The sequence below is a fragment of the Mesorhizobium sp. M0771 genome (assembly GCF_040320155.1).
Lineage (GTDB): Bacteria > Pseudomonadota > Alphaproteobacteria > Rhizobiales > Rhizobiaceae > Mesorhizobium.
Genome location: NZ_JAMYPC010000006.1, coordinates 139,909 through 165,500 on the forward strand (window position 1 = coordinate 139,909; position 25,592 = coordinate 165,500).

General features: G+C 63.4%; 25 protein-coding genes. 15 read left to right on the forward strand and 10 right to left on the reverse strand.

Features of this window, described 5'->3' with window-relative positions; genetic code table 11:
- The first annotated feature begins 2 nt into the window (after positions 1-2).
- A complete protein-coding gene (gene folB / locus NKI05_RS11770; RefSeq protein ID WP_023673502.1) occupies positions 3-362 on the forward strand; it encodes a dihydroneopterin aldolase in 360 nt (119 codons plus the stop codon).
- A complete protein-coding gene (gene folK, locus NKI05_RS11775) occupies positions 346-864 on the forward strand; it encodes a 2-amino-4-hydroxy-6-hydroxymethyldihydropteridine diphosphokinase (protein ID WP_023685987.1) in 519 nt (172 codons plus the stop codon). The genes folB and folK overlap by 17 nt, the downstream gene beginning before the upstream one ends.
- Here folK and NKI05_RS11780 read toward each other — a convergent pair.
- Together NKI05_RS11780 and NKI05_RS11785 are read right to left on the reverse strand one after the other, a co-directional pair.
- Positions 861-1,409 (reverse strand): DUF924 family protein, encoded by a 549-nt coding sequence (locus NKI05_RS11780; protein WP_023673500.1) that lies wholly within the window; start codon positions 1,407-1,409, stop codon positions 861-863. The genes folK and NKI05_RS11780 overlap by 4 nt on opposite strands.
- Complete coding sequence (locus tag NKI05_RS11785; protein WP_023673499.1) at positions 1,409-3,256, reverse strand: monovalent cation:proton antiporter-2 (CPA2) family protein; 1,848 nt, start codon at positions 3,254-3,256, stop codon at positions 1,409-1,411. Before NKI05_RS11785 ends, NKI05_RS11780 begins: the two co-directional genes overlap by 1 nt.
- A gap of 160 nt (positions 3,257-3,416) precedes the next feature.
- Between NKI05_RS11785 and NKI05_RS11790 the strand changes: the two genes are divergently transcribed.
- The 3 genes from NKI05_RS11790 to NKI05_RS11800 all read left to right on the forward strand — a co-directional run bounded on the left by NKI05_RS11790 (position 3,417) and on the right by NKI05_RS11800 (position 6,124).
- Positions 3,417-4,406: an AraC family transcriptional regulator gene (locus NKI05_RS11790; protein WP_023673498.1), complete on the forward strand. Its 990-nt coding sequence runs from the start codon at positions 3,417-3,419 to the stop codon at positions 4,404-4,406.
- A 59-nt stretch (positions 4,407-4,465) separates the two neighbouring features.
- Complete coding sequence (locus NKI05_RS11795; RefSeq protein ID WP_023715852.1) at positions 4,466-5,674, forward strand: MFS transporter; 1,209 nt, start codon at positions 4,466-4,468, stop codon at positions 5,672-5,674.
- A 183-nt stretch (positions 5,675-5,857) separates the two neighbouring features.
- Positions 5,858-6,124, forward strand: a complete 267-nt coding sequence (locus NKI05_RS11800; protein ID WP_023685989.1) for a hypothetical protein — start codon at positions 5,858-5,860, stop codon at positions 6,122-6,124.
- 344 nt (positions 6,125-6,468) lie between these two features.
- Here NKI05_RS11800 and NKI05_RS11805 read toward each other — a convergent pair whose 3' ends face one another.
- The 4 genes from NKI05_RS11805 to NKI05_RS11820 all read right to left on the reverse strand — a co-directional run bounded on the left by NKI05_RS11805 (position 6,469) and on the right by NKI05_RS11820 (position 10,226).
- A complete protein-coding gene (locus NKI05_RS11805) occupies positions 6,469-7,017 on the reverse strand; it encodes a hypothetical protein (protein WP_023673495.1) in 549 nt (182 codons plus the stop codon).
- A gap of 82 nt (positions 7,018-7,099) precedes the next feature.
- Positions 7,100-8,161, reverse strand: a complete 1,062-nt coding sequence (locus NKI05_RS11810) for a YcjF family protein (RefSeq protein WP_352792381.1) — start codon at positions 8,159-8,161, stop codon at positions 7,100-7,102.
- Positions 8,158-9,636: a YcjX family GTP-binding protein gene (locus tag NKI05_RS11815; RefSeq protein ID WP_352792382.1), complete on the reverse strand. Its 1,479-nt coding sequence runs from the start codon at positions 9,634-9,636 to the stop codon at positions 8,158-8,160. Before NKI05_RS11815 ends, NKI05_RS11810 begins: the two co-directional genes overlap by 4 nt.
- A gap of 86 nt (positions 9,637-9,722) precedes the next feature.
- On the reverse strand, positions 9,723-10,226 hold the full coding sequence (locus NKI05_RS11820) for a SixA phosphatase family protein (protein ID WP_023815810.1): 504 nt from the start codon (positions 10,224-10,226) through the stop codon (positions 9,723-9,725).
- Between the two features lie 69 nt (positions 10,227-10,295).
- Here NKI05_RS11820 and NKI05_RS11825 point away from each other — a divergent pair, with 69 nt between their 5' ends.
- Positions 10,296-10,475, forward strand: a complete 180-nt coding sequence (locus tag NKI05_RS11825; RefSeq protein ID WP_023696495.1) for a hypothetical protein — start codon at positions 10,296-10,298, stop codon at positions 10,473-10,475.
- A gap of 5 nt (positions 10,476-10,480) precedes the next feature.
- Positions 10,481-10,897: an RNA polymerase-binding protein DksA gene (dksA, locus tag NKI05_RS11830; protein ID WP_023673491.1), complete on the forward strand. Its 417-nt coding sequence runs from the start codon at positions 10,481-10,483 to the stop codon at positions 10,895-10,897.
- A gap of 175 nt (positions 10,898-11,072) precedes the next feature.
- On the opposite strand, the gene NKI05_RS11835 is transcribed toward dksA, so the two are convergent.
- Entirely contained in the window at positions 11,073-11,789 is a 717-nt protein-coding gene (locus tag NKI05_RS11835) for a flagellar biosynthetic protein FliO (protein WP_023706175.1), read from the reverse strand.
- Between the two features lie 205 nt (positions 11,790-11,994).
- On the opposite strand from NKI05_RS11835, the gene cckA reads away from it, so the two are divergent.
- Together cckA and NKI05_RS11845 are read left to right on the forward strand one after the other, a co-directional pair.
- A complete protein-coding gene (cckA, locus tag NKI05_RS11840; protein WP_352792383.1) occupies positions 11,995-14,568 on the forward strand; it encodes a cell cycle histidine kinase CckA in 2,574 nt (857 codons plus the stop codon).
- An 84-nt stretch (positions 14,569-14,652) separates the two neighbouring features.
- On the forward strand, positions 14,653-15,363 hold the full coding sequence (locus tag NKI05_RS11845) for a purine-nucleoside phosphorylase (protein WP_023815808.1): 711 nt from the start codon (positions 14,653-14,655) through the stop codon (positions 15,361-15,363).
- A gap of 5 nt (positions 15,364-15,368) precedes the next feature.
- Here the strand turns inward: NKI05_RS11845 and NKI05_RS11850 are convergent, their stop codons facing one another.
- A complete protein-coding gene (locus NKI05_RS11850; protein WP_023670924.1) occupies positions 15,369-15,671 on the reverse strand; it encodes a ribbon-helix-helix domain-containing protein in 303 nt (100 codons plus the stop codon).
- A 220-nt stretch (positions 15,672-15,891) separates the two neighbouring features.
- Between NKI05_RS11850 and NKI05_RS11855 the strand changes: the two genes are divergently transcribed.
- The 3 genes from NKI05_RS11855 to NKI05_RS11865 all read left to right on the forward strand — a co-directional run bounded on the left by NKI05_RS11855 (position 15,892) and on the right by NKI05_RS11865 (position 18,515).
- Complete coding sequence (locus tag NKI05_RS11855; protein WP_023684616.1) at positions 15,892-16,287, forward strand: VOC family protein; 396 nt, start codon at positions 15,892-15,894, stop codon at positions 16,285-16,287.
- Positions 16,288-16,367: 80 nt separating this feature from the next.
- Positions 16,368-16,892, forward strand: a complete 525-nt coding sequence (locus tag NKI05_RS11860) for a twin-arginine translocation pathway signal (RefSeq protein WP_023684617.1) — start codon at positions 16,368-16,370, stop codon at positions 16,890-16,892.
- 51 nt (positions 16,893-16,943) lie between these two features.
- The gene (locus NKI05_RS11865) at positions 16,944-18,515 is read left to right on the forward strand and encodes a GMC family oxidoreductase (protein ID WP_023752196.1); all 1,572 of its coding nucleotides are present in this window, start codon (positions 16,944-16,946) and stop codon (positions 18,513-18,515) included.
- Between the two features lie 65 nt (positions 18,516-18,580).
- Here the strand turns inward: NKI05_RS11865 and NKI05_RS11870 are convergent, their stop codons facing one another.
- Both NKI05_RS11870 and NKI05_RS11875 read right to left on the reverse strand, forming a co-directional pair.
- Complete coding sequence (locus tag NKI05_RS11870) at positions 18,581-20,494, reverse strand: PhoX family protein (RefSeq protein WP_023815807.1); 1,914 nt, start codon at positions 20,492-20,494, stop codon at positions 18,581-18,583.
- Positions 20,495-20,611: 117 nt separating this feature from the next.
- Positions 20,612-21,007: a hypothetical protein gene (locus NKI05_RS11875; RefSeq protein ID WP_023706180.1), complete on the reverse strand. Its 396-nt coding sequence runs from the start codon at positions 21,005-21,007 to the stop codon at positions 20,612-20,614.
- A gap of 313 nt (positions 21,008-21,320) precedes the next feature.
- Here NKI05_RS11875 and urtA point away from each other — a divergent pair, with 313 nt between their 5' ends.
- From urtA to urtC, 3 genes are all read left to right on the forward strand, one after another.
- Positions 21,321-22,631, forward strand: a complete 1,311-nt coding sequence (gene urtA, locus NKI05_RS11880; protein ID WP_023684621.1) for an urea ABC transporter substrate-binding protein — start codon at positions 21,321-21,323, stop codon at positions 22,629-22,631.
- A 112-nt stretch (positions 22,632-22,743) separates the two neighbouring features.
- Positions 22,744-24,360, forward strand: a complete 1,617-nt coding sequence (urtB, locus tag NKI05_RS11885) for an urea ABC transporter permease subunit UrtB (protein ID WP_023742498.1) — start codon at positions 22,744-22,746, stop codon at positions 24,358-24,360.
- A complete protein-coding gene (gene urtC, locus NKI05_RS11890; protein ID WP_352792384.1) occupies positions 24,357-25,589 on the forward strand; it encodes an urea ABC transporter permease subunit UrtC in 1,233 nt (410 codons plus the stop codon). Before urtB ends, urtC begins: the two co-directional genes overlap by 4 nt.
- The last annotated feature ends 3 nt before the right edge of the window (positions 25,590-25,592 follow it).

Sequence of the window (25,592 nt, forward strand, 5' to 3'; positions counted from 1 at the left end):
AAATGTACGTCATCCGCATGAAGAACTGCGCCTTCTTTGCCCGGCACGGCGTGCTGGATGAGGAAGAGGCGCTTGGCCAGCGTTTTTATGTCGATGCCGAGTTGACGGTCGAGCCCAGCCGCCCGCTGGAGGATGATTCCATCGAGGACACCGTCAATTACGGCATCGCCTTCACGGTGATTGAAAAGATCGTCACTGGACATCGCCGCTTCCTGATCGAGGCGCTGGCGCTCGAAGTGGCGAAGGCGCTGACTTCACGGTTCCCGCAGATCAGGAAGGCCGAGATCACCGTGCGCAAGCCCAACGCACCGGTGCCCGGCGTGCTCGATTATGTCGAGGTGACCGTTGTCTGGCCAGAGTAACAATAACACGGTCTATCTCAGCCTTGGCGGCAATCTCGGCGATCCCTCGGCCTCGATGGCGGCGGCGCTGCGCCTGCTCGACGCCGACGAGAGCACGCGCGTCGTCGCCGTCTCCTCACTTTACCGCACGCCGCCCTGGGGCAAGCTCGACCAGCCGGATTTCCTCAACGCCGCTGCCGAAATCTCGACCTCGCTGGCGCCAAGGGCGCTGCTCGACCTCTGCCTCGAGGCCGAGCGCAAGCTGAAGCGGGTGCGCGAGGAGCGCTGGGGTCCGCGCCTGATCGACATCGACATATTGGTGTTCGGCGACCGCACAATCCACGAAACCGGGCTGGAGGTGCCGCATCCCCGAATGGTGGAGCGCGCCTTCGTGCTGGCGCCCTTGGCAGAGATCGCGCCGGATCTGGCGGTGGGCGGCAGGAGCGTGACCGAGCGGCTCAGCGCCGTCGATACGTCAGGCATAGAGCGGCTGGCTTCCGGCCGCGATTGGTGGCTGGGTTAACCGGAGAAGCCGCCGCCATCGAGAAATGCCTGTTCGTCCGCCGTCGTCTCGCGGCCAAGCATCTTGTTCCTGTGCGGAAAGCGGCCGAAGCGCTGGATGATGTCGCGGTGCTCGATGGCGTATTTCACATACTCCGGCGCCCTGGCGGTGGTGAGCTCGACCGATCTGTCCTGGTCGGCGGGCAGTTCCGAATGTTCGTAGGGCAGGTACAGGAAGACGCGCAGGTTTTCTTCCAGCGAAAGGTCATGGCCGGCCGCAATCGCCTTGGCGGCAAAGTGCCGTGCCAGCGGATCGGTGGCGTACATATGGCCTGAGCCGCGAAAGCAGTTGCGCGGAAACTGGTCGAGCAGGATCATCAGCGCCAGCGAACCCTCGGCATGCTCCGACCATGCGTCGCACTCGCGCCGCGCGGCGGCAAAGTGCAGGTCGAGAAACCTGCTGCGGAAATCCGCGTCGAAGACGTCGTTCTTCTCGAACCACGCGTCTTCGCCGGCCTCGCGCCAGAATTTGGTGACGGCGAGCGCGCGCTCATCCGATGCGGTCATCAGCTTTCCCCCTGATCGGCGGGCTCGGGCTTGTGCAGCACGCCGGCCGTCTCTTCGTTCAGCGCCTGGCCGGGCCGGCGCGGTTGCGTCAGCGGCGTCGGGATCGGCGTGCCGGTATTGCCCCTGAGGAAACGTTGCCCGGCGCGGACGCCTTCGGCCAGCTGCGTCTCCAGTCGGGCATTGTCGCGCCGTCGCACATCCTCGATGACATCGGCGACATCTTCCGGCTCGACGCCCAAAACCTCGAGCGCGGAACCGCCGAAGACGAGGGCCGATTCGAAGGTCTCGCGCAGCTGGAAGTCGACCCCGGCGCGGATGAGCGACAGCGCGGTGCCACGATCGAAGGCACGCGCCAGGACAGTCAGCAGCGGGAACTCCGCCTTGATCAGTTCCGCCATGCGCACGGCGGCGTCCGGCTTGTCGACGCAGATCAGCACGGCGCGGGCGCGGCCTGCACCTGCGGCGCGCAGAATGTCGAGCCGCGTGCCGTCGCCATAATAGACCTTGAAGCCGAAATCGGCGGCCGCCTGGATCATTTCGACATCATTGTCGATGATCGACACGTCGATGCCGCGCAACAAAAGCGGCTGGCTGGCGATCTGGCCGAAACGGCCGAAGCCGATGACCAGCACACTGCCGGTAAGGCCGTCGGCGATGTCGACGCCTTCAAGCGACTGCTCGTCGCGCGGCGTCACATATTTGAGCGCAATGATGGCCAGCGGCGTCAGCACCATGGAGATGATGATGATCGCGGTCAGCGTTGCGTTGGCCCGGCTGTCGATGATGCCAACCGCCGCCGCGGCCGAATAGAGGACGAAGGCGAATTCGCCGCCTTGCGCCATGATCACGGCGCGTTCCAGCGCTTCACGATGACCGCTCTTCAGCAAGCGGGCGACGAGGTAGATGCCGAGCGCATTCATCGCCATGTAGGCGACGACATAGACGGCGATCAGCCGCCAGTTGTCGGCCACCACATGTAGGTCGAGCGACATGCCGACGGCGAGGAAGAAAAGGCCAAGCAGGATGCCGCGGAATGGCTCGACGTCGGCCTCCAGCTGGTGGCGGAAGGTCGATTCCGACAACAGCACGCCGGCGAGGAAGGCGCCCATCGCCATCGAGAGGCCGGAAAGCTGCATGACCAGCGCCGACCCCAGCACGACCAGAAGGGCTGCCGCCGTCATGACTTCGCGCGCCTTGGCGTCGGCCAGGATGCGGAAGAACGGGTTGAGCAGATAGCGGCCGGCCACCACCAGCCCGACGATGGCGCCAAGACCGATGCCGATTTCGGTCAGCCTTTGCTGCAGGGTCATCTCGCTGCCGCCCGGCGCCAGGAAGGCGACCAGCGCCAGAAGCGGCACGATTGCCAGATCCTCGAGCAGCAGGATGGACACGATGCGCTGGCCCTTGGGGCTGGCCATCTCGCCACGCTCTTCCAGAAGCTGCATGACGATCGCCGTCGAGGTCAGGACAAAGCCGGCGCCGGCAACGAAGGATTGCGCGATCGGAAAGCCGCCGGCGAGACCAACACCGGTGAGCAGCAAGGCGCAGACGCCGACCTGCAGCGCGCCGAGGCCGAAAATCTCGCGGCGCAGGCCCCATAGCCGCGACGGCTGCATCTCCAGCCCGATGATGAACAGGAACATGACCACGCCGAGTTCGGCGACATGCAGGATGGCTTCCGATTCGGAAAAAATGCCAATACCGAACGGGCCGATGACCACGCCCGCGGCGAGATAGCCTAGGATCGAGCCCAGCCCCATGCGTTTGAAGATCGGAACGGCGACGACGCCTGCGGCAAGCAGCGCCACCACCTGAATGAGATCGCTGCCCGATGCTTCCGCTGCCATGCCTCTTGTCCCTGTGTCCGACAGCACTCCTTGCATGCACCGGGAGCGGGAGGCAAGGGCGGGAAGCCTGCCAGGATGGGTAGGGTGCCGTGGCAGCGATTCCCCGGTGGAACAACAGTCTGCGCTTGCCTGTCGGACGGCCGGTATCTATATCTGACAAATGCCTGATTATTCGTCCCGGCCGTCGCCGCTGCCACATATCCCGATGGATGCGCTCAGCGAAGTTCTGCAAGACTTTCGCTTGAGTGGTGTCAACTATGGCCGCTGCGAACTCCGGCACCCATGGAGCATAGACTTTCCGCAACAACAACTGCTTCGTTTTCACTTTGTCGGCCAGGGTCCATGCTGGATTCACACCGAAGCGCAAGGCTGGCAGGAGTTGCGCGATGGCGATCTGGTGCTGCTGCCGCAAGGCATCGCCCATCGGCTGGCGAGTGCGCCGGACGTGGTGGGCGATTCGCTCGAGGGCTGCCAGGTGATCAAGTTGGGCGGCAACGTTTGCGAAGTGATACGGCAGGGAACGGGCGCGACAAGCACCCTTTTCTGCGGCTCCATGTCTCTCGGCTCCTATGCGCTCAATCCGTTGATCACGTTGATGCCGCCTCTCATCAAGGGTTGCGACGTGGCCGGCAATGACCCGATGGTCGGCCCTTTGCTGGCGGCCATGACGGTGGAGGCCGCGCAACCGCAGATGGGCAGCGCCACCATCCTGTCGCGTATGGCGGATTTGCTGACAGCCAGGCTCATCCGGTGCTGGGTCAATTGCAACGGCGCATCGACCACCGGTTGGCTTGCAGCCATCCGCGACCCCCATATAGGCCGCGCTCTGGCGGCCATGCACCGCGACCCCGGCCACAACTGGACGCTGGGAAGCCTCGCCGGCGTGGCAGGCCAATCGCGTTCGATTTTCGCCGAGCGCTTCAGCGCGGTATTGGGGGAGGGTGCCGCACATTATCTCGCCCGCCTGCGAATGCAGCTTGCCCGCGAATTGCTGGGCCAAAACGGCTTGTCGGTTGCCGAAGTCGCTACCCGTTTGGGCTATGATTCCGAGGCGTCCTTCGCCCGCGCGTTCAAGCGCATCACCAATGTCTCGCCAGGCGTTGTGCGTCGCACAATTCCCGGACGAATGGATATGAATTTCGGATTTTAAGGTACATAACATCCGGGCGGACTCGCCTATCTAAGATCTCCAACTGTGGAGATCTTTCCGTGACGGACACAACATTACAGCTTGAAGACGCCGCAATCGGCCTTGATGCCGATGCACCAGCCGCGTGGAGCGCGGCCACATGGTTTGCGGTCCTATCATTGGCGGCCACCAGCTTTGCCCTGGTGTCAGCCGAGTTCTTGCCGGCAGGTCTGTTGACGCCGATGGCGCGCGATCTCGGCATCAGCGAGGGAACTGCCGGACAGGTCGTCACCGCCACCGCTTCCGTTGGCGCCGTGACGGCCATGTTGAGCAATGTTCTCATCGGCCGATTGAACCGCAAGGCGGTGCTGGTTGGCCTCATGGCCCTGGCGGTCGGTTCCAATATTCTTGCGGCGCTGGCGCCCAATTTCTGGCTGCTGTTGCTGGGCCGGGCCGGGTTGGGGATCGCTCTTAGCGCTTTCTGGGCACTTTCCGTTGCCGTCGTGGCGCGGCTGGTCGGCGCCAATGCGACAGGTCGCGGCATGGCGATCGTGACCCTCGGCGTCTCGCTCGCGACCATTGCCGCGCCGTCGATGGGTGCGTTGATCAGCGACTGGCTGGGATGGCGCAGCGCGATGGCCATGACGGCGGGGCTGGCCGCGCTTGCCATGCTGCTGCAGCTTCTCAGCCTGCCGACCTTGCCTGCGGCGGCAAGCAACAGCCTTGCAGACGTCTTTCGGCTGACACGGCGGCGTGGCATCCAACTCGGCATGCTTGCCATTGTTCTGCTGATGACCGGGCATTTTGCCGGCTCGGTCTATGTGCGCCCGTTCCTCGAACAGGTGACGCTCCTCACAACCGGGCCGATTGCCCTGGCGCTGCTCGGGTTCGGCATCGCCGCTGTGATCGGCAATATTGCCGGTGGCCGCCTGGCCGACACCAACATCCACATGGCCCTCGCAGTTACCGCCGCGTTGATGGCGTTTGCGGCACTCGCTTTGGTGCTTTGGGGCGCGCAAACCGGCGTTGCCTTCGGCTTTGTTACGCTGTGGGGCTTCGCCTTCGGCATGGCGCCGGTGGTGCTGCCGACCAATATGTCTCGCGCGGCATCTGATGCGCTGGAAGCAGCAGGCAGCCTGATGGTCACTTCCTTCCAGGTTGCCATCACCGTCGGTGCGGTTGTCGGCGGCTATGTCGTGGACACCTATGGCGCTACGGGACCTTTGACCCTAACCGCCGTCCTTGCCGCGGCGACGGCCGCACTGGCGCTGCTGCAGCCTCGTGGCTGAAACCTCGCTTCGTCTGACACGGGCGGCCTCAATCAGGCCGTCCGCGCCGTTGCAGCAGCGCTGCACAGGTTTATGCGCCGCACACGTTGCGTTTTGCCGCAATCGGCGGCTATGGGACGCCAGGCTTCGGCCGTTGGAAGGCAGCGACGATCAAGTTCTGCCTTCGTGAGGAGAATGACTGACATGAAGAAGTTTTTGCTCGTCGGCGTGGGTGTCGCCATGCTTGCCGCATCGGCCTGTTCGAAGGCGCCTGAATGCACGCAGGAAATCGCGGCCAAGAAGGCGCAGGAAATGACCGCCGCGCTGCAGGAAGCGATCACCAAGGATCCGACCAAGGCCGCCGACCTGACCGCCAAGGTGCAGGCTGTGACGACCAAATATCAGGGCGCCACCACGCCGGCCGACGCCTGCAAGGCCTATGACGATCTGACGGCCGCCATCAAGGGCTGATTCTTCGTTCGGAAATTGAGGAAGGCGGTGGCTCGAGTAGCCGCCGCCTTTTTTGCTGGTGTTCTTAAAGCGCATCGCGCTGACACGGAGGACCGCCGGCACGCACAGGACCATGACACGTTGGCCTTGCTGTGGCTTGGGCCATCGGAGACGCTGACATCGTCGGTTGCGCGCCACATGTCCGGTCGCGGCAGAAAGGTGCCGCCCGAGCGGCCCGTGCTTGAGGAGCGCCAACCTGGCCGCAAGGTGGCGTGTCCTTCCCGACATCGAGCTGAGAGCGGAACAGCTCAGCTAACGCGCAGTGCAACCCCGTTCCGCGCTTTTTTCGGGGAACCGCTTGAGAGTCAGTTTTTGGCGATGGAGCCGACTTCGACGGCGTCGACGCGCTTGAGGCTCATGCCGATGACCGGCACCAGCTGCTGGTCGACGCGCACGGCGATGGTCACCGTCATCGAATTGTCGTCGGGAATGCGGGCCTGCATGACGCCGCGCAGCTGGTTGCGGTTGATGGTGAAGACGACTTTGCGGGCATCGACCACGTTGCCGCCGATGATGTCCAGGCCCGACCCCGCGGCGCCGCCCATGAAATTGCCCTTGTAGTCGCGGCCCTTGCGCTCGACGGTCGCCGACATTTTCTGGGTGAAGACACCGACGCGGCAGTCGCCATCGAGCGTCATGCCGGTCTTGTTGTCCGGCGTCGAGCCGTCGAAGCTGCAGGTGAACTTCGTGCCCTTGTATTTGCCGGCGATGATTTCGCCCGGGCCGACCCATTTGCCTTCAACGGTGCGGAAGAACTGCTTGTCGGGCTCCGCTGCAAAGGCTTTCCCGGTCGGGCCCAGAGGTGCTGCAAGCGCGACCAGGGGCAGGACGCAGGACAAGATTACGCTTTTCATAGACGACACCCGGCAACAAGGAGGCTGTTGTTGGACGACCATGAACAAGATTGGTTAATGCTTGGTGACCGCGAGAGGGCGTTCACTTGGTCGAGGCGGGTGCTTCATTCTCTTTTTTGGCCGCAAACGAGGTCAGCGCCGACAGGAAATCGCCCATACCCGGCCGCCTGCCGGCAATGAAGGGCAGGGGCCGCGCCGTCTCCATGGCAGCGATGCCGATACGCGCCGTCATCATGCCGTTTACCACGCCTTCGCCGAGTTTCGCCGACAGCCGGGCGGCAAGGCCATGGCCGACGATCTGCTGGACGAAGCTGTCGCCGACGGCGATCGAGCCGGTCACCGCCAGATGGGCAAGAACGCTGCGCGCCAGCCGGAAAAAGCCCAGCGTGCCCGGCCTGCCGCCGTAGAGTTCGGACAAGCGGCGGATCAGGCGCCCGGCCTCGAACACGACATAGGCAACGTCTACTAGTGCGCGGGGGCTGACGGCGGTGACCAGCGACACGCGTTTGGCTGTTTCGAGGATCATCACCTTGGCTCTCGCATCGAGCGGCCCGAGAATCTCGGCCTCGGCCAGTCGCACCAGATTGCCGCCGTCGATGATCTCGCCGCGCAATTCGGCCAGGGAGCGCCTGCCGGCCGCGGTTTCGGGTTTCGCAGCGACAAAGGCCGAAAGCTCTTCGACGACGGCCCTTGCAGCCTTCGGATCGTCGCGCGCCACGGCATCGAGCGCCCGCTTTTGCAGTTTTTCGACCTCGGCCAGCCGGGCAATAGCCAGGAATACCCGCACCAGCACGACCGCGAGCGCCAACACGGCAATTGCGGCCATTCCCGCTGCCAGCCACCCCAGCCACTCTGCGCGCTCGAACAGGTCGCGGATGAGTTGGTCGGTCCACAGGCCGACGGCGAGCGAAACCAGCACGCCGACCGCGCCGAAAAACAGGCTGGCAAACAGCGAGCGCGGCGCGGTCGCCGGCGGCGGTTCGGCGGCGACAATGTCGGGTTCCTCGAAGACATCGATCTCGGCCGGCAGGACGACGGCGCGCGACTTGCGTGCCGGCGGCTCGGCATGGGGGCGGCGCGTTTCCTGCTTCGGTTCGGCCTCCGGCTCGATGCGGAAAGCTGCCGGTCTGCGGGGCGCGGTCATGCCAGATGGTCTCCGATCAGGAACTGCAAGGCGCGGTCGAGCCTGATATGCGGCAGCGACAGCGTGACGCCTTCAGCGGTGCGTTCGAGCTTTGGCGGGCGAAAGCGCACGAAACGGATCGCCGGATCGTCGCTGCTCTGCCGGTGGTCGGCTTCGGAAACGTCGAAAACCGCGTCAATTTTCTCCGGCAAGTCCCCGGGAAATATGGCGGTTTCGGCTTTACCATCAAAGGTTTCGCCGTTGATCTTCTCGCCCTTCAGCGGCGTGCCGATGATCACCGGCAGGGTTTCGCGGCCTTGCTTGACCGTGCCTTCGCGCGTCGCGCGCACCGCCGCCATGGCGACCACGTCGACATCGGCGCCGGTGAAATTTGCCCGCGCCACGGCGCGGTCGGCAAGCCGCCGCACGATTGCCTGCAGCCGGTCATGGCTTTCGTGATGCAAATGGTCGGCCTTGGTCGCGGCAACCAGAATGCGGTCGATGCGGCGTGAAAACAGGTCGGTGAGGAAATTGCCTCGGCCAGGACGGAAACAGGAGAGGATTTCGGTCACCGCGCGTTCCAGGTCGGCCATCGCGCCGGGGCCGGCGTTCAGCGCCTGCATGGCGTCGATCACCACGATCTGGCGGTCGAGGCGGGTGATGTGTTCGCGGAAGAACGGTTTCACCACATGCGTCTTATAGGCCTCGTAGCGGCGCTCCATCATCGCTTGCAGCGAGCCGGAGCGCGGCCGTTTCTCACCCTTGAGCAGCAAGGGCGCGAAGGTCAGCGCCGGCGATCCCTCGAGGTCGCCAGGCATCAGGAAACGGCCGGGCGGCAAGGTCGAAAGCGCCCGCTCGTCGAACTTGCAGGCCTTGAGGTAGGCGGCAAAACTCTCGGCGAGGCGCCGCGCCGTCATCTCGTCGGCGTCGGCATTGGGGTCGATCCTCGCCGACAGCGCCCGCCAGTCCTGCGACAGGTCGGCCCGCACCGGCAGCATAGCCATCTCAAAAGCTTCATGCGAAAAATCGGCGAAGGATTTGCCGAGCAGCGGCAGGTCGAGCAGCCATTCGCCGGGGTAGTCGACGATGTCGACCGACAATCGGCCGCTGGAAAACATCCGGTTCCAACCGGAGGCAGACTCATATTCGATGGCGAGCCTGAGTTCCGAAATGGCGCGCGTCGAGTCCGGCCAGACACGGTCGTTGACCAGGGCGGAGATATGGTCCTCGTACTGAAAACGCGGCACGGCATCGTCCGGCTGTTCCTCGAGGAAGGCGCGAGCGATCCGTCCCGACTTCTGCGCCTCGAACAGCGGCAGGCGCCCGCCATGGATGAGATTGTGGACGAGAGCCGAGATGAACACCGTCTTGCCGGCCCGGGACAGTCCGGTGACGCCCAGCCGAAGCGACGGCGAAAAAAGCCCGCTCGCACGCCCCGACAGCGTATCCAGGGCAATTCTCGCTTCGTCGGTGAAAGTGGTCAGCGATGATGCCAAAATCTGTTCTCTCAGGCGTGCTCTTGCGCCCGATATAGGCTTTGCGGTTCAAGTTTGAAATGGCGCCCGGCCTCGGCCGGCTCGGCTCAGAGATCGACGGGCGTCAGGAAGGCTTCGAGGTAGCCCGCGCCTTGCGCAGCCTCGGTGAGGGTGCCGTCGAAGCGCACGACCGCAAGGCCGGAGGTCGGGAAACCATGGTTCATGATGGCCCGAGCAGCCTCTTCGCCGTCGCCCGAGACCGCCATGGCAAGGTCTTCCGTCATCGGATTGTGGCCGATGACCAGCAGCGAGCCGGGGCCGCCATTGCTGCGGATGATGGCGAGGTAGCCGGCGGCATCCTCGCTGTAGAGCGTGTCGAAGAACAGCACCCGGCCGGTATCGGTGTGGCCGGCGATGCCTTCCAGCGTCTGGCGCGCCCGCTTGGCGTTGGAGCAGAGCGTGATATCGGGGATGTAGTTGCGGGCACGCATCGCAGTCCCCATCATTTCGGCATCGGCAATGCCGGATGCGTCGAGCGGGCGATCGAAGTCGCGCACGCCGGGAAGGGCCCAGCCAGCCTTCGCATGCCTCAACAGATACAGTCTGCTCACCGGACCCCCAATGGTGTGCTGCCCACCAATGACACAACTGGATTAGCCACGAGAAAGGCCTGAGGCACAATGGGCGGCGACGCCCAAGCGCAGCGAATCATGTGCGAATTCGCCCGCGCCCTTGCTATGGAAGGCTTTGCTGAGGATCGCCCGCGCGGCATTAACAATTGCGTGAAACGCGCGCGGATTACGCTTGTGCAGCCTTCTCTGCGCGAATATATAGGCGCCAAATTTGGGGTTGTTGGGTGAGTCGAATGAACGATATCGTTACAGCCAATTACGTACCCTCTGAAGACGAGCCGTTCATGAACGAACGGCAGAAATCCTACTTTCGCCTGAAGCTCGTCACCTGGAAGACCGACATACTGCGCGAAGCGCGCGAAACCCTCGAAATCCTGCAGCAGGAAAACGCCAACCATCCCGATCTCGCCGATCGCGCTTCCTCGGAAACCGACCGCGCCATCGAGCTTCGGGCCCGCGACCGCCAGCGCAAGCTCATTTCAAAGATCGATTCGGCGCTGCAGCGCATCGATGAAGGCACATACGGCTATTGCGAGGAAACCGGCGAGCCGATCGCGCTGAAGCGGCTGGATGCGCGTCCGATCGCGACCTTGTCGATCGAAGCGCAGGAGCGCCACGAACGCCGCGAGAAGGTCTATCGCGACGATTGAGCCGCTGCCGTCAGGCAGGACTGTTTCATCAGAAATGGCCGGGTTTCCCGGCCATTTCTGTTTTTGGCCGAAGGGTTTAGTCCGCCCCCAAGTTAAAGCGCGTCGCGCTGAAACGGACGACACGCTTAAGCGGCGTTCGATCGGGAATCGGCAAGATGTGACGGTTCGCCGGGCTTTATCGTTTCTGGCTGGCGAGTTCGCCGAGCAGCTTGGTCATCTCGTCGTCGAGAGACTGCGGTGCCTTCGCAGCCGGCTTGCTTGCCGGTTTGGGGTGCGAATCGTCGAGCGAGACCTCGAGCTCCCGCATCAGGGTATCGTCGATGGACTCATGCTTCGGTGGCGGGGCCTGCCGGGCAGTATTGGCGGCGGAGCCATAGGCCGGCAGCGGTGTCACATTGCTCGCCTGGTAGATTTGAGCCGGTTTCGGCGCCGGCGCGGCCTGGCGCGGCGGAACGGCGGCCGGAGCAGCCCTTACCGGTTGCGGCGGCGGCGCCTGCCTTGCGGGCGTGGCCGGAGCGGGTTGTGCTGCGCGCGGACGCGGCGCCTGTTGCTGCTGGCCAACACCGCCATCGCCGGTCAATGCCGGACGGCGTGGCGCTGCAAGCCTGATATCGCGCTCGACGACAACGTCGGTTGGGCCGCCGATCAAAAGCAGGTGTTCGATGTCGTCGCGACGGATGAGCACCAGCCGGCGGTGGCTGTCGACTGCCGTGGCGTCCATGACCGCCAGCCGTGTCTTGCGGTTCCTGCCGCCGGCAACGAAGGTGCCGAAGGTCAGGTTGCGGATCAGCCTGATGATGATGAGCACGATGACCAGCAGGACAAGGGCAGCAAACGTCCACAGCAGCGCTGCGGCATATCCGGGACCCGCCACATTATCCAGCCACTGCATCGGTGCCCCCAATCGGCTTTTGAAGTGGAGGGACACTAGACCGTTGCGGCCAGCCACCGCAAGTTGCCTTCACGCTTCGTGAACAGCTTGAAAACACCGACGCGTCATTTTTATCCGACATTTGCCGCCAAGGCCTTTTCCGGATTAGGAGAATGTGATTCAACCGGCCGGGGGCGGTGTCGGACAACTCACGAGCAGGGGGCATATGGCCAGGGAAACGCGCGGCGATTTCTATCCGGTACCGATCGTCGATCAGAACACGCGGCCAGGCGCGGTTACCCGGCTCATCGTGTTCATCATCGTCCTGACTGGGGCCGCGATCGTTTTCGGCATTTTCCGCGAGCGTCTTGGCGATCCGTTCCTGCTCGGCATGCTGGGCGTGCTTGCCATGATCGGCGTCGGCTTCCTGTTCGCCACGGCCATCGGCTTCGTGCAGATCGCGCCGCGTTCGACCGGGGACGAACTGTCGAAGGCCTTCGTCGATTCGATGTCGCAGGGCCTGATCGTCACCGACACCAAGGGCCGCGTCGTCTACGCCAACCGGGCCTACGCCGAGATGACCGGTGCCGCGTCGGCCGCCGATCTGAAGACGGTCGAAGGCCTGCTTTCCGATGTCCCCGAAGCTTCGGTGACCATATACCGGCTGGCCTCGGGCTTGCGCGATGGCCAGGCCGGCGACGGTGAGTTCCGGCTAGCACAGTCGATCCGGCCGGGCGGCGCCGAACCCGGCGCGCGCTGGTACCGGGCGCGGGCCCGGACCTTCAGCGTTCCCGGTCAGCGCCTGCCGATGCTTGCCTGGCAGCTTGCCGATATCTCGCAGGAACGGGCCGAGCAGGAGCGTTTCTTCCTCGACTTGCAGAAGGCCATCGACCATCTCGACCATGCGCCGGCCGGTTTCTTCTCGGCCGACCAGGAAGGCCGTGTCACCTACATCAACGCCACGCTCGCCGAATGGCTGGGCATCGATCTGGCGAGCTTCACCCCTGGCGCCGTGACACTCCCGGAAATCGTCGCCGGCGACGGCATGGCGCTGGTGCGCTCGGTCAAGGCCGATCCCGGCACCACCCGCAACGCCGTCATCGATCTCGATCTTACGACGACGACCGGCGAGGCGCTGCCGGTGCGCTTTATGCATCGGGTCTCGGCCAGCCGCGAGGGGACCAACGGTCCCACCCGCACCATCGTGCTCAACCGCACCCAGGGCGAGGACGCATCGGCCGATCTTCGGGCTTCGGAGGTACGCTTCACTCGCTTCTTCAATTCGACGCCGATGGCCATTGCCGCCGTCGACAATGGCGGCCGCATCCTGCGCACCAACGCGCCGTTCCTGTCGCTGTTTTCCTCCGTCGTCGACGGCGACGCGGTTGACCGCCGCGTGCGGCTGGACACCGTGATCCATGAGCGCGACCGGCCGGCCTTTGCCGCCGCCTTCGAGAAGGCGCGGCTGAGGCAGGCCGACATCGAGCCGATCGACACGCTGCTGCCCGGCAATGAGGAGCGTCACATCCGCTTCTACGTCAACGCCGTCGCCGACGGCACCGGCGAGGGCGCCGAGGAATCGGCTATCGTCTATGCCGTCGAGACCACCGAGCAGAAGGCGCTCGAGGGCCAGATGGCGCAGAGCCAGAAGATGCAGGCGGTCGGACAGCTCGCCGGCGGCATCGCCCACGACTTCAACAATGTGCTGACCGCCATCATTATGGCGTCGGATCTTTTGCTGACCAATCACCGGCCGTCGGACCCGTCCTTCCCCGACATCATGAACATCAAGCAGAATGCCAACCGGGCGGCCTCGCTGGTGCGGCAGTTGCTCGCCTTCTCGCGCAAGCAGACATTGCGGCCGGAAGTGCTGAACCTGACCGACGTGCTTGCCGATCTCCGGATGCTGCTTGCCCGCCTGGTTGGCAACGAGATCAAGCTGAAGGTCGACCACGGCCGCGATTTGTGGCCGGTCAAGGTCGATATCGGCCAGTTCGAGCAGGTGGTGGTCAACCTGGCCGTCAACGCGCGCGACGCCATGCCGGCCGGCGGCGACCTCACCGTGCGCACCCGCAACGTCACCGCCGAACAATGCAAGAGCTTCTCCTACCGCGAGCTCACGCCTGCCGACTATGTCGTGGTCGAGGTCGAGGATAGCGGCTCGGGCATTGCCCCGGACGTGCTGAAGAAGATTTTTGAGCCGTTCTTCACCACCAAGGAAGTCGGCAAAGGCACCGGCCTTGGCCTGTCGATGGTCTATGGCATCATCAAGCAGACCGGCGGTTTCATCTTCTGCGATTCCGAAGTCGGCAAGGGTTCGACCTTCCGCATCTTCCTGCCGCGCCATATCGTGGAGGCGAAAAAGCCCGGCGACGTCAGCGAGGCGCCGGCTGCGCCGGTGAAAGCCGCCGACAGCGCCAAGGACCTGTCGGGCTCGGCCACTGTGCTCCTCGTCGAGGATGAAGACGCCGTGCGCATGGGCGGCTCGCGGGCGCTGACCTCGCGCGGCTATACCGTCCATGAGGCCTCCTCGGGCGTCGAGGCGCTGGAAGTCTTCGAAGCGCTCGGCGGCAAGGTCGATATCGTCGTGTCAGACGTGGTGATGCCGGAAATGGACGGACCGACGCTGCTCGGCGAACTGCGCAAGCGCCAGCCCGACATCAAGTTCGTCTTCGTGTCCGGCTATGCCGAAGACGCTTTCGCCAGAAACCTGCCGCCGGACGCGCAATTCGGCTTCCTGCCGAAGCCGTTCTCCCTCAAGCAACTGGCCACCGTGGTCAAGGATGTATTGGAGTCCTAGGGCGCCCTAATTCAAAGCTTGCGCAATGACGTGACACTGCCATGATTGCAGGCGAAACGGGCGGCGGGTTTTGGGGAGCATGTCGTGACGCCGCACAACGAGGCTGCCAGGGGCGACTATGCCGCAACGGTGCTGTTGCCGGGCGATCCGCAACGCGCCGAGTGGATGGCAAAGACATTTCTTGAGGCGCCGCGCTGCGTCAACCGCCGCCGGGGCGCACTCGGCTTCACCGGTCTCTATCGCGGCCGTCCCATCAGCATCCAGGCCACCGGCATCGGTGTCCCGTCCTTCCTGGTCTATGTGCATGAACTCCTGGATGTTCACGGCGTCAAAACGCTGATCCGCACAGGTACTTGCGGCGGCCTGACACCCCGCGTGCCGCTGCGCTCCTTGGTGATCTCGCAGTCGGTGCGCGCCGAAAGCGACCAAAGCGGCCAGGTCTTCGGCCTCTACGATGCTGCAGCCCGGCCCGATCCCGGCCTGTTCGCCCACGCTTTGGCCTGCGCCGCCCAGCTCGGCATTGGCCACCAGGCCGGGCTGACCATCTGCAGCGATGTCTTCTACCACCCTGAAGGGCGCGACCGCTTTGCCGAAGCGCAGGCGCTTGGCGCTCTCGCTGTCGATATGGAAACCAGCGCACTCTACCGAATCGCGGCGCATTTCGGCGCCCGCGCGCTGTCGCTGCTGACCGTCGTCGACAACATCGTGACCGGCGAACAGACTGCCTATTCCGAACGTCAGGCGCTGTTCACCGATATGGCGCGGCTCGGGCTCGACGTTGCGGCGGAAGGCTAGCTTCCTCAGGCCGCTTCGCGCTTCGGCGTCAGCTCATCCATGTCTGGCCGGTGACCGCGCAGATAGAGCGCGCAGGTGGTACGCAGCATTGACGCGAAGTTGGGAATGGCGCCGTTGATCTCGATCGCCTCGTCATAGAGTTTTGAGATGAACTTCGGCGTCGTCAGGCCCTGGCTGTCGGCAATTTCGTCAAGCAGCGCCCAGAACGTTCCTTCAAGCTGGATACTCGTAGAGTGACCGTCGATGCGGATCGACCGGTTGATCTGTCGATAGCCTTCCGGATCCTGCCCGGCAAAAACCCTGCACATCCTTACCTCCCGATATTGTTGGTTTTGGGCGCAGCGTGTCGCGCCTTCAAGTTGTGGTTGTCCCTGCATGTTCGGCCTTGTGGGCCGAATCGGCAATCGGACTTTCGTCTTTAGGCGCAGGCATAGCAGCGATTGCAAATTTAGCCGTGGTAACCGGCTGCCACCACCTTTCGCGCGTGCCGCCCATAATCGCCTCCAACATGCAGCGGCGGAGACTGATTTGGCGAAGGCAATCCATTCAATGATCCGGGTTCTCCAAGAGGCCAGATCCGTCGATTTCTACAGAAACGCTTTCGGGCTCGACGTCGCCGACAGGCTGGATTTCGAGACATTCACGCTGATTTACCTTGCCAACGCCGAAACGGGGTTCGAGCTCGAACTCACCGTGAACAAGGGCCGCACAGAGCCTTATGGGCTTGGCGACGGTTACGGCCATCTGGCGGTCTCGGTGTCCGATCTCGACAGCGAACACGACCGGATCGGCGCGCTCGGCCTCAACCCCAAGAAGATCGTCGAATTCAACCGCGACGGATCGCTGATCGCCCGCTTTTTCTTCATCGAGGACCCCGACGGCTACAAGATCGAGGTTCTGCAGCGTGGAGGGCGCTTCCAGTAGGGGATTATCAGCCGCATTTAGCCGCGCGGCGCCAGCAACGGCGCTGTTCAAGGGCGCAAACAGCAAGCAGGGAGGAACAAATGGTCACGATCTATGACGCGAGGCTCTCACGTCGTGAACTTCTCAAGCGCGGCGGCATCGGCGCGTTGCTCGTCATTTCCGGCAGCGCCGTCATCAGCCCTGAAAATGCCTGGGGGCTCGAGACATCGGCGCTCAAGCCCGAAACCATGGCAACGCTGATCCAGATGGCGCGCGACATCTATCCGCACGATCAGGTGCCCGACAAATACTACGCCATCGCCGTAAAAGGGCATGATGAGCAGGCCGGCAAGGACGCTGCCTACAAGACGATGATCGAAGACGGCATCGCCAACCTCGACAAGAAGTCGGGCGAGGGCGGCTATCGCGGCCTCGGCTGGGAGGAGCAGCGCGTTGCCGTGCTGCAGCAGATCGAGGCGACGCCGTTCTTCCAGTCCATCCGCGGCGGCCTCGTCGTCAGCCTCTACAACCAGCAGGAGGTGTGGCCGATTTTCGGCTACGAGGGCGAATCCTACTCCAAGGGCGGCTACATCGCGCGCGGTTTCGACGACATAGAGTGGCTCTGAGCCCTTCCGTCGTTCTGAAACCCCGCAAACAGGAATTCATGGGAGGAAACCATGGCAGCTTCATTTGATCTCAACAACGACGGCGTGGTCGTGATCGTCGGCTCCGGCGCCGGCGGCGGCACGCTCGGCAACGAACTCGCCCAGAAAGGCGTCGATGTCGTCATCCTCGAGGCCGGCGCGCGCCACGAATACGAGGATTTCATCAACGACGAGTGGGGTTCCTTCAGCCAGCTCGCCTGGACGGACAAGCGCACAACCTCAGGCGACTGGCGGGTGTCGAAGGATTTCCCCAATTTGCCGGCCTGGATCGTCAAATCGGTCGGCGGCTCGACCACGCACTGGGCCGGCGCCTCGTTGCGCTTCCAGAAGCATGAGTTCAGGACGCTCTCGACCTACGGCAAGCTGGAAGGCGCCAACCTGCTGGACTGGCCGGTCACATTGGCCGAGATGGAGCCGTACTACGCCAAGGCGGAAGCCAAGATGGGCGTCACCGGCACCAATGGCTGGCCGCGGCTGCCCGGCAACAACAACTTCAAGGTGCTCAAGGCCGGCGCCGACAAGCTCGGCTATAAGGAATGTCATACCGGCAACATGGCAATCAATTCGGTCGAGCGCGACGACCGCAACTCCTGCCAACAGACCGGCTTCTGCTTCCAGGGTTGCAAATGGGGCGCCAAATGGTCGACGCTCTACACCGAGATTCCCAAAGGTGAGGCGACCGGCCATCTCGAGGTCCGGCCAAACGCCATGGCGATCAAGATCAACCATGACGCTAGCGGAAAAGTGACCGGCGTCGTCTATGCCGACAAGGACGGCAATCTGCAGGAGCAGAAGGCCCGCATCGTCGCCGTCGCCGGCAACTCGATCGAAAGCCCGCGCCTGCTGCTGAACTCCGAGTCAGCGAAGTTTCCGCAAGGGCTTGCCAATTCGTCGGGGCAGGTCGGCAAGAACTACATGCGCCACACCACCGGTTCGGTCTACGCCATCTTCGACCAACCGGTGCATATGTATCGCGGCACCACCATGGCCGGCATTATCCGCGACGAGGCGCGGCACGATCCCTCACGCGGCTTTGTCGGCGGCTATGAATTCGAGACGCTGTCGCTCGGCTTGCCCTTCATGGCCGCCTTCCTCAATCCCGGCGGCTGGGGCCGTTCCTTCACCACCGCGCTCGACCACTATGATCACATGGCTGGCCTGTGGATCGTCGGCGAGGACATGCCGCGCGCGGAAAACCGCGTCACGCTGCACAAGGACGAGAAGGACGCGCACGGTATGCCGATCGCCGACGTGCATTTCGATGATCATCCCAACGACACGGCGATGCGCAACCATGCCTACAAGCAGGCCACAGCGCTTTACGATGCGGTCGGCGCGACGCGCTCCTTCCCGACGCCGCCCTATCCCTCAACCCACAATCTCGGCACAAACCGGATGAGCGAAAAGGCGGAAGACGGCGTCGTCAACAAGCACGGCCAAGCGCACGACATCAAAAACCTGTTCGTGTCGGACGGCAGCCAGTTCACCACCGGTGCGGCTGAAAATCCGACGCTGACGATCGTGTCGCTGGCTATCCGCCAGGCCGAATACATCGCTTCGCAAATGTCGGCCAAGACGATCTGAGCCGTCCTCCGGGATCGCTACGCGGAACGCGCATGGCGCGTTCCGCCCTTTTTTCCTAGGACTCACTATGCGCCGACCGGCTGTCCGTCCTTGCGGCGGATGGCGACGACGGACGGTCGCGGCAGCTGGCCATCCCTGAAGTCGGGCCACAGCGTCTGCGCCTTGTCGAGCGTCTCTGCATCTTCCGCAGGGTGCTGCACCGACAGGAACAAAGTCGTGCCGTCCGGCGTGAAGCATGGGCCGGTCGCTTCGGCGCCATGCGGGCAGGTGAACAGCAGCTTCGGCAGGCCGCGCGCCGCACCTTCGGTGTCGACGCCATAGACGCCGTCCGGCAGGTCGAAATCATTGGCGCCGTCCGTCGCCACCCACAGCCGCCCCGCCGGGTCGAAGGTGATGTTGTCGGGGCAGACGAACCAGCCATTGTCCGACGTATCCGGATGAAAAGTGGCGCCGACCTTGGCATCTTTCGGGTTGCCGCAGAGCACGAACAGGTCCCAGGCATACTTTTCCGCGGTGTGGTCGGCATCCGCGCCGCGGCCGCCGGGCGGGATCAGTTCGACAATATGGCCCCACAGGTTCTCCGGCCGCGTGTTGGCCGGATTGACCTTCGACTGGTCGCGCTTCTTGTTCTTGGTCATCACCGCATAGACGCGGCCGGTCACCGGATTGGTCTCGATGTCCTCGGGCCGGTCCATCGGCGTGGCGCCGAGCGCATCTGCCGCAAACCGCGTCTTCAACAGCACCTCGGCCTGTTCGGCAAAACCGTTCTCGGCGGTAAGCTTGCCCTGGCCGTGCACCAGCGGCAGCCACGTCATCGAGCCATCGGCATCGAAGCGGGCGACCGACAGCACGCCATCGTCGAGCAGATCGGCGCCGGAGGCCGGATTGGCCCTATCATAGGCCTTGGCCGAGACGAAGCGGTACATGTATTCGAAATAGTCGTCATCACCCATATAGACGACGACGTGGCCGTCCTTGTTGAGGACCACGGTCGAGGCCTCATGCGACATGCGGCCAAGTGCCGTGCGCTTCACCGGCCTGGACTTAGGATCGTAAGGGTCGATCTCGACCACCCAGTCGAAGCGGTTGGCCTCGTTCGGTTCCTTGTCGAGGTTGAAGCGGTCATGGAAGCGGCCGCGGCCATAGATATCGGAGCCGTCGAAGCCGTAACGGTCCAGAAGCTCGGCGGTCGGCGCCTTCTTCGGGTCGCCGCCGAAAATGTCGGACACGCCTTCCTCGCAGGTCAGCACCGTGCCCCACGGGGTAACACCGCCGCTGCAATTATAGCTGGTGCCGAGCACTTTCGTGCCAGTCGGGTCGGCCGAAGTTTTCATCAGCGCATGGCCGGCAACCGGTCCGGAAACGGTCATTTCGGTGTTGGCGGTGATGCGGCGGTTGAGCGGGCTGTCCGCCACGGTTTCCCACTTGCCGTCCTTCAACTGCACTTCGACGATCGAATGGCCCATCGCCGCCATGCCGAGATCGACCTGTTCCTTGGTCATCGTCTTGCCGGCATCGTCCTCGGTCATTCCTGGAAACATCACATTGGGCGAGATGTATTCGTTGTTGACGCAGAGCAGGCCATGATCGGAATTTGCCGTACCCTTGGGCAGCGGCATGAAGGCGATGTAGTCGCAATTGTAGCCGAAGCGCTTTTCCTGTTCCTCCGCCGCGACCTTGTTGCCGTCGAATTCGGCGAGGCCGGCTGCAAGCGGATCGCCCCAGCGCGCGACGATGGTCGTCTCATAGCCTTCGGCGGCGGCATGGGTCTTGCCGTAGACCCGTTTCAGCTCGGGAAAGCCGAGCGTCGACTGCGCTGTGGCGGCATGCGTTTCGCCGGCAAACAAGGAGCCGACAAAGCTGCCGCCGGCAATCAGCGCGCCGGAGGCGAGGCTGCCTTTCAAAAGAGACCGGCGCGAGACGCGCTCGGCAATGATTTCGCGGATGACGGGGGAGGATGAAGACGGTGCATTGGCCATGGTGTCTGCCTCTCAGGGTGGATGTTACGGCGCACCGTTGCCCTAGTCTGCTTAGGCAACATTCACATGACATAAGAGGAAGGTTTTGCCGCAACTGGGCGCGGCACTACGCATCGCTCAGCCCTTGGTGCAGGTCGAGGCGGTGAAGGCGCCGTCGGGCTGCTTCAGAATGATGTCGAATGACGGGGCGGTCTCGCCGTCCAGTGTTGCCTGTGTCATGGAGACGGAGTTGCCACCGGTGGTATAGCCGCCCAGCGGCCCGAGCCAGGTTATCTCGCCATTGGCATTCATCTGATAGTTGTAGCCTTGCGTCGCGGTGCCGAATGTCACCGGGCCGGTATAGACATTGCCCTTGATGGTGATGTCGCCGAGGTTGAGGAAGGCGCCGAGCAGGTAGACCTCGCAATGATAGGTGCCGTCCGGAAGCTTGCCCTCGCTGAAATCGGCGCGCGCGGCGCCGCTCGTTGCCATCAGCAGCAGGATGCCGGAAATGCGTGAGATGCGAGATGTCATGACGTCTCTCTTTTGAAGGGCGAGCTTGCCCTGTTTTTGCGCGGTGCCGCAACATTGTTCGCCCGGAAACCACGGCCGGAGATCAAAAACTAGGCATTTGTCTCAATTGGGTGAAAATTAGGCAAAAGTCGTGTGCGCTGCGCAAATTTGCCTCAATCAATTTTTACCGGCTGCCTTTGTTGTTTCTCCAGCTCATATACCAACCGGCTGATAACGCTCGGCTATTACATCTTTATGAGCGGCGCCTTCGCGTTTGGCACGGCAGTTGCTTTGAATTGTCGCGGTGCAATCAAACAGCTTGGGAGTCTTCGGTATGAGGGGTAATTTCTCCACAATAACAAAAATGTTTTCGGCGGGCGTGATCGCCGCCGGCCTGTCGATGTCGTCTCCGGCCAAGGCCGCCGAAGACACGATCAAGGTCGGCATTCTGCATTCGCTATCGGGGACCATGGCGATTTCGGAGACGACGCTGAAAGACGCCATGCTGATGCTCATCGAAGAGCAGAATGCCAAGGGCGGTCTGCTCGGCAAGAAGCTCGAGGCGGTCGTTGTCGATCCGGCCTCCAACTGGCCGCTCTTTGCCGAAAAGGCGCGCGAGCTGATCTCGAAGGACAAGGTCGCCGCCGTGTTCGGCTGCTGGACCTCGGTGTCGCGCAAATCGGTGTTGCCGGTGTTCTCGGAACTCGACAACATCCTGTTCTACCCCGTCCAGTATGAGGGCGAGGAAAGCGAGCGCAACGTGTTCTACACCGGCGCCGCCCCGAACCAGCAGGCGATTCCCGCTGTCGATTATCTCATGAGCGAAGACGGTGGCTCGGTGAAGCGCTGGGTGTTGGAAGGCACCGACTACGTCTATCCCCGCACCACCAACAAAATCCTCGAGGCCTATCTGAAGGCCAAGGGCGTCGCCGCCGAAGACATCATGGTCAACTACACGCCGTTCGGCTTCTCCGACTGGCAGACCGAAGTCTCCGCAATCAAGAAATTCGGCTCGGCCGGCAAGAAGACCGCCGTCGTCTCGACCGTCAATGGCGACGCCAACGTTCCGTTCTACAAGGAACTCGGCAACCAGGGCATCAAGGCCGAGGACATCCCGGTCATGGCCTTTTCGGTCGGTGAGGAAGAACTGGCCGGTCTCGATACCGCGCCGCTGGTCGGCCATCTCGCTGCCTGGAACTATTTCGAGAGCGTCGACACACCCGAAAACAAGAAGTTCATCGCCGACTGGCACAAGTTCATCAAGAATGACAAGCGCACCACCAACGACCCGATGGAAGCTCACTATATCGGCTTCAACATGTGGGTGAAGGCGGTCGAAAAGGCCGGCACCACCGATCCCGACAAGGTCATCGACGCCATGGTCGGCGTGTCCGTGCCGAACCTCACCGGCGGCTATTCGACCATGATGCCGAACCATCACATCACCAAGCCGGTGCTGATCGGCGAGATCCAGGCCGACGGCCAGTTCGAGACCGTGTCGCAGACGCCCGGCCTCGTGATGGGCGACGAATGGTCCGACTATCTGCCCGATTCCAAGGACCTGATTTCGGATTGGCGCGCGCCTCTGTCCTGCGGCAACTTCAACGTTGCCACCGGCAAATGCGGCGGCAAGGGCACGAACTGATCCCTCCCGGGACTGACCGATCGTGGACGCGTCCACGATCGGTACCGCCAAGCGTCCGGGCGCTTCAGCCCGCCCGGACGCGGAATTTCCCCACAGAAGAGTATCTGAACGGATGATCCTGTTGCGCACTCTCGGCCTCATGCTGGTGTTCCTGGTGGCAAGCCTATTGCCGTCGAACGCAGCCGAAGCCGATCTGCGCGCCATCGTCGCCAAATTCGCCACGGGCACGGGCTTTGCCGCCACTGAGGCTGTGGTGCGCGAACTTGCCGCCACCGGCGATCCGCTGGTTGAACGGCCGCTTGCAGCCCTCGCCGAAGGCAATCTCTACATTCGTAAAGCCGATTCAGCCGTCTTCGTCGGCAGTGAGGCCGCCGACAGCGTCACGCTGCTCGACCCGCTGAGCGGCGAGAAAGCCGGCGACGCCGCCAAGGCCGACATCACCAAGATCAAGGTCAACAACACGCTGCGCCGTGTCATCCGAGATGCGCTGGGAACGCTGACGTTGCGCGCGAGAGATCCTTCTGTTCGCATCGCCGCCGCCGACACCATGTTCAAGACCCCCGATGCCGCCAATATCGAGCCGCTCGATGCAGCCATCGCCGCCGAGACCGACGCCAAGGTCAAGGCATTGTTCGAACAGGCGCGCGCGGCATCGGTGCTGGTCTCCGATAAGCCGGAGGCCGACAAGCTTGCCGCCATTGCCCTGATCGGCGCGCGCGGCGACCGCGACGCGGTCTCGCTGCTCACCGCGGTCGAGGCCAATGCGCAAGGCGCGGTCAAGGATGCCGCGACGGCGGCAATCGCCAGCATCAATTCGAGCCTGGCGCTGTGGGATGCCGGCCAGAACATATGGTACGGCATCTCGCTTGGCTCGGTGCTGCTGCTGGCCGCCATCGGCCTCGCCATCACCTTCGGCGTCATGGGCGTCATCAACATGGCGCATGGCGAGATGGTGATGCTCGGCGCCTACACCACCTTCGTCGTCCAGCAGGTGATCCGAACCTCGTTCCCCGGCCTGTTCGACTGGTCGCTGGTGATCGCGCTGCCGCTCGCCTTCCTGGTTGCCGCTTCCGTCGGCCTGATCATCGAGCGCGGCGTCATCCGTTTCCTCTACGGCCGGCCGCTGGAAACGCTGCTCGCAACCTGGGGCGTCTCGCTTGTCCTGCAGCAGGCGGTGCGCTCGATCTTCGGACCGACCAACCAGGAGGTCGGCAACCCCTCCTGGATGTCGGGATCGTTCGATGTCGGCCAACTCGCCGTCACCTGGAACCGCCTCTGGATCCTGGTGTTCGCGCTCACCGTCTTCGGCGTGCTGCTCTTTGTTATGAAGCGCACGCCCTGGGGCCTTCAGATGCGCGCCGTCACCGCCAACCGCCGCATGGCCGCCTCGATGGGCATCAGGACGCCTTGGGTCGATGCGCTGACCTTTGCGCTCGGCTCCGGCATTGCCGGCATTGCCGGCGTCGCGCTCAGCCAGATCGACAATGTCTCGCCCAATCTCGGCCGCGGCTACATCATCGACAGCTTCATGGTCGTGGTCTTCGGCGGCGTCGGCAATCTCTGGGGCACGCTGGTCGGCGCCTTCTCGCTCGGCATCGTCAACAAGGTTCTCGAACCCTATGCTGGCGCCGTGCTCGGCAAGATCGTCGTGCTGGTGCTGATCATCCTGTTCATCCAGAAGCGCCCGCGCGGCCTGTTCGCGCTCAAGGGCAGGGCGGTGGAAACATGATCACGGGACGCTTCTTCGCCGCGGGTGCCGACCGTCGCATCGCCATCACTATTTTCATCCTGCTGACGGCCGCCATTATCGTGCCGCTGCTCAACCTCGCAGTGTCGCCGCAAAGCGCGTTCTATATTCCGTCCTACATCGTCGCGTTGACGGGCAAGTACCTCTGCTATGCATTGCTTGCCTTGGCGCTCGATCTCGTCTGGGGCTATTGCGGCATCCTCTCGCTCGGCCATGGCGCCTTCTTCGCCCTCGGCGGCTATGCGATGGGCATGTACCTCATGCGCCAGATCGGCTCGCGCGGCGTTTACGGCAATCCGATCCTGCCCGATTTCATGGTGTTCCTGAACTACAAGGAATTGCCCTGGTTCTGGACCGGTTTCGACCACTTCTGGTTCGCCGCCATCATGGTGCTGGCGGTGCCCGGCCTGCTCGCCTTCGTCTTCGGCTGGTTCGCCTTCCGCAGCCGCGTCACCGGCGTCTATCTCTCCATCATCACCCAGGCGATGACCCACGCGCTGCTGCTCGCCTTCTTCCGCAACGACATGGGTTTCGGCGGCAACAACGGCTTGACCGATTTCAAGGATATTCTGGGCTTCAACGTGCAGGCCGACGCCACCCGCTCGGCCCTGTTTGCCGCCAGCGCCATCATACTCGCGCTCGCCGTCTTCATCACCTGGGCGATCGTCGGCTCCAAATACGGCAAGCTGCTGATGGCGGTGCGCGACGCCGAGAGCCGCACCCGCTTCCTCGGCTGGCGGGCGGAGAACGTGAAGCTGTTTGCCTTCACCGTCTCGGCTGTCATGGCCGGCATCGCCGGCGCGCTCTATGTGCCGCAGGTCGGTATCATCAATCCCGGCGAATTCGAGCCGTCCAATTCCATCGAAGTCGTGATCTGGGCAGCCGTCGGTGGGCGCGGCACCATTGTCGGCCCGATCGTCGGCGCGCTGCTGGTCAACGCCGGCAAATCCTGGTTCACCGGCCTGCTGCCGGAGTTCTGGCTGTTTGCGCTCGGCGGCCTGTTCGTCGCCGTAACCCTGTTCCTGCCCAAGGGCATCGTCGGCATGTGGGATTCCTGGCGCGGTAACGCTCGGGCGATGCGGGCTGCAGCGATTGCAGAGGAAGCGGGCACAGACCCTGATGCCGCGCCGCCATTGAAGATCGTGCGCAGCGCAGCAACAACGCCCGGTGCCTGGTCCGCGTCCGGGCCTGAACCGCAGCCGGCGGAATAGAGC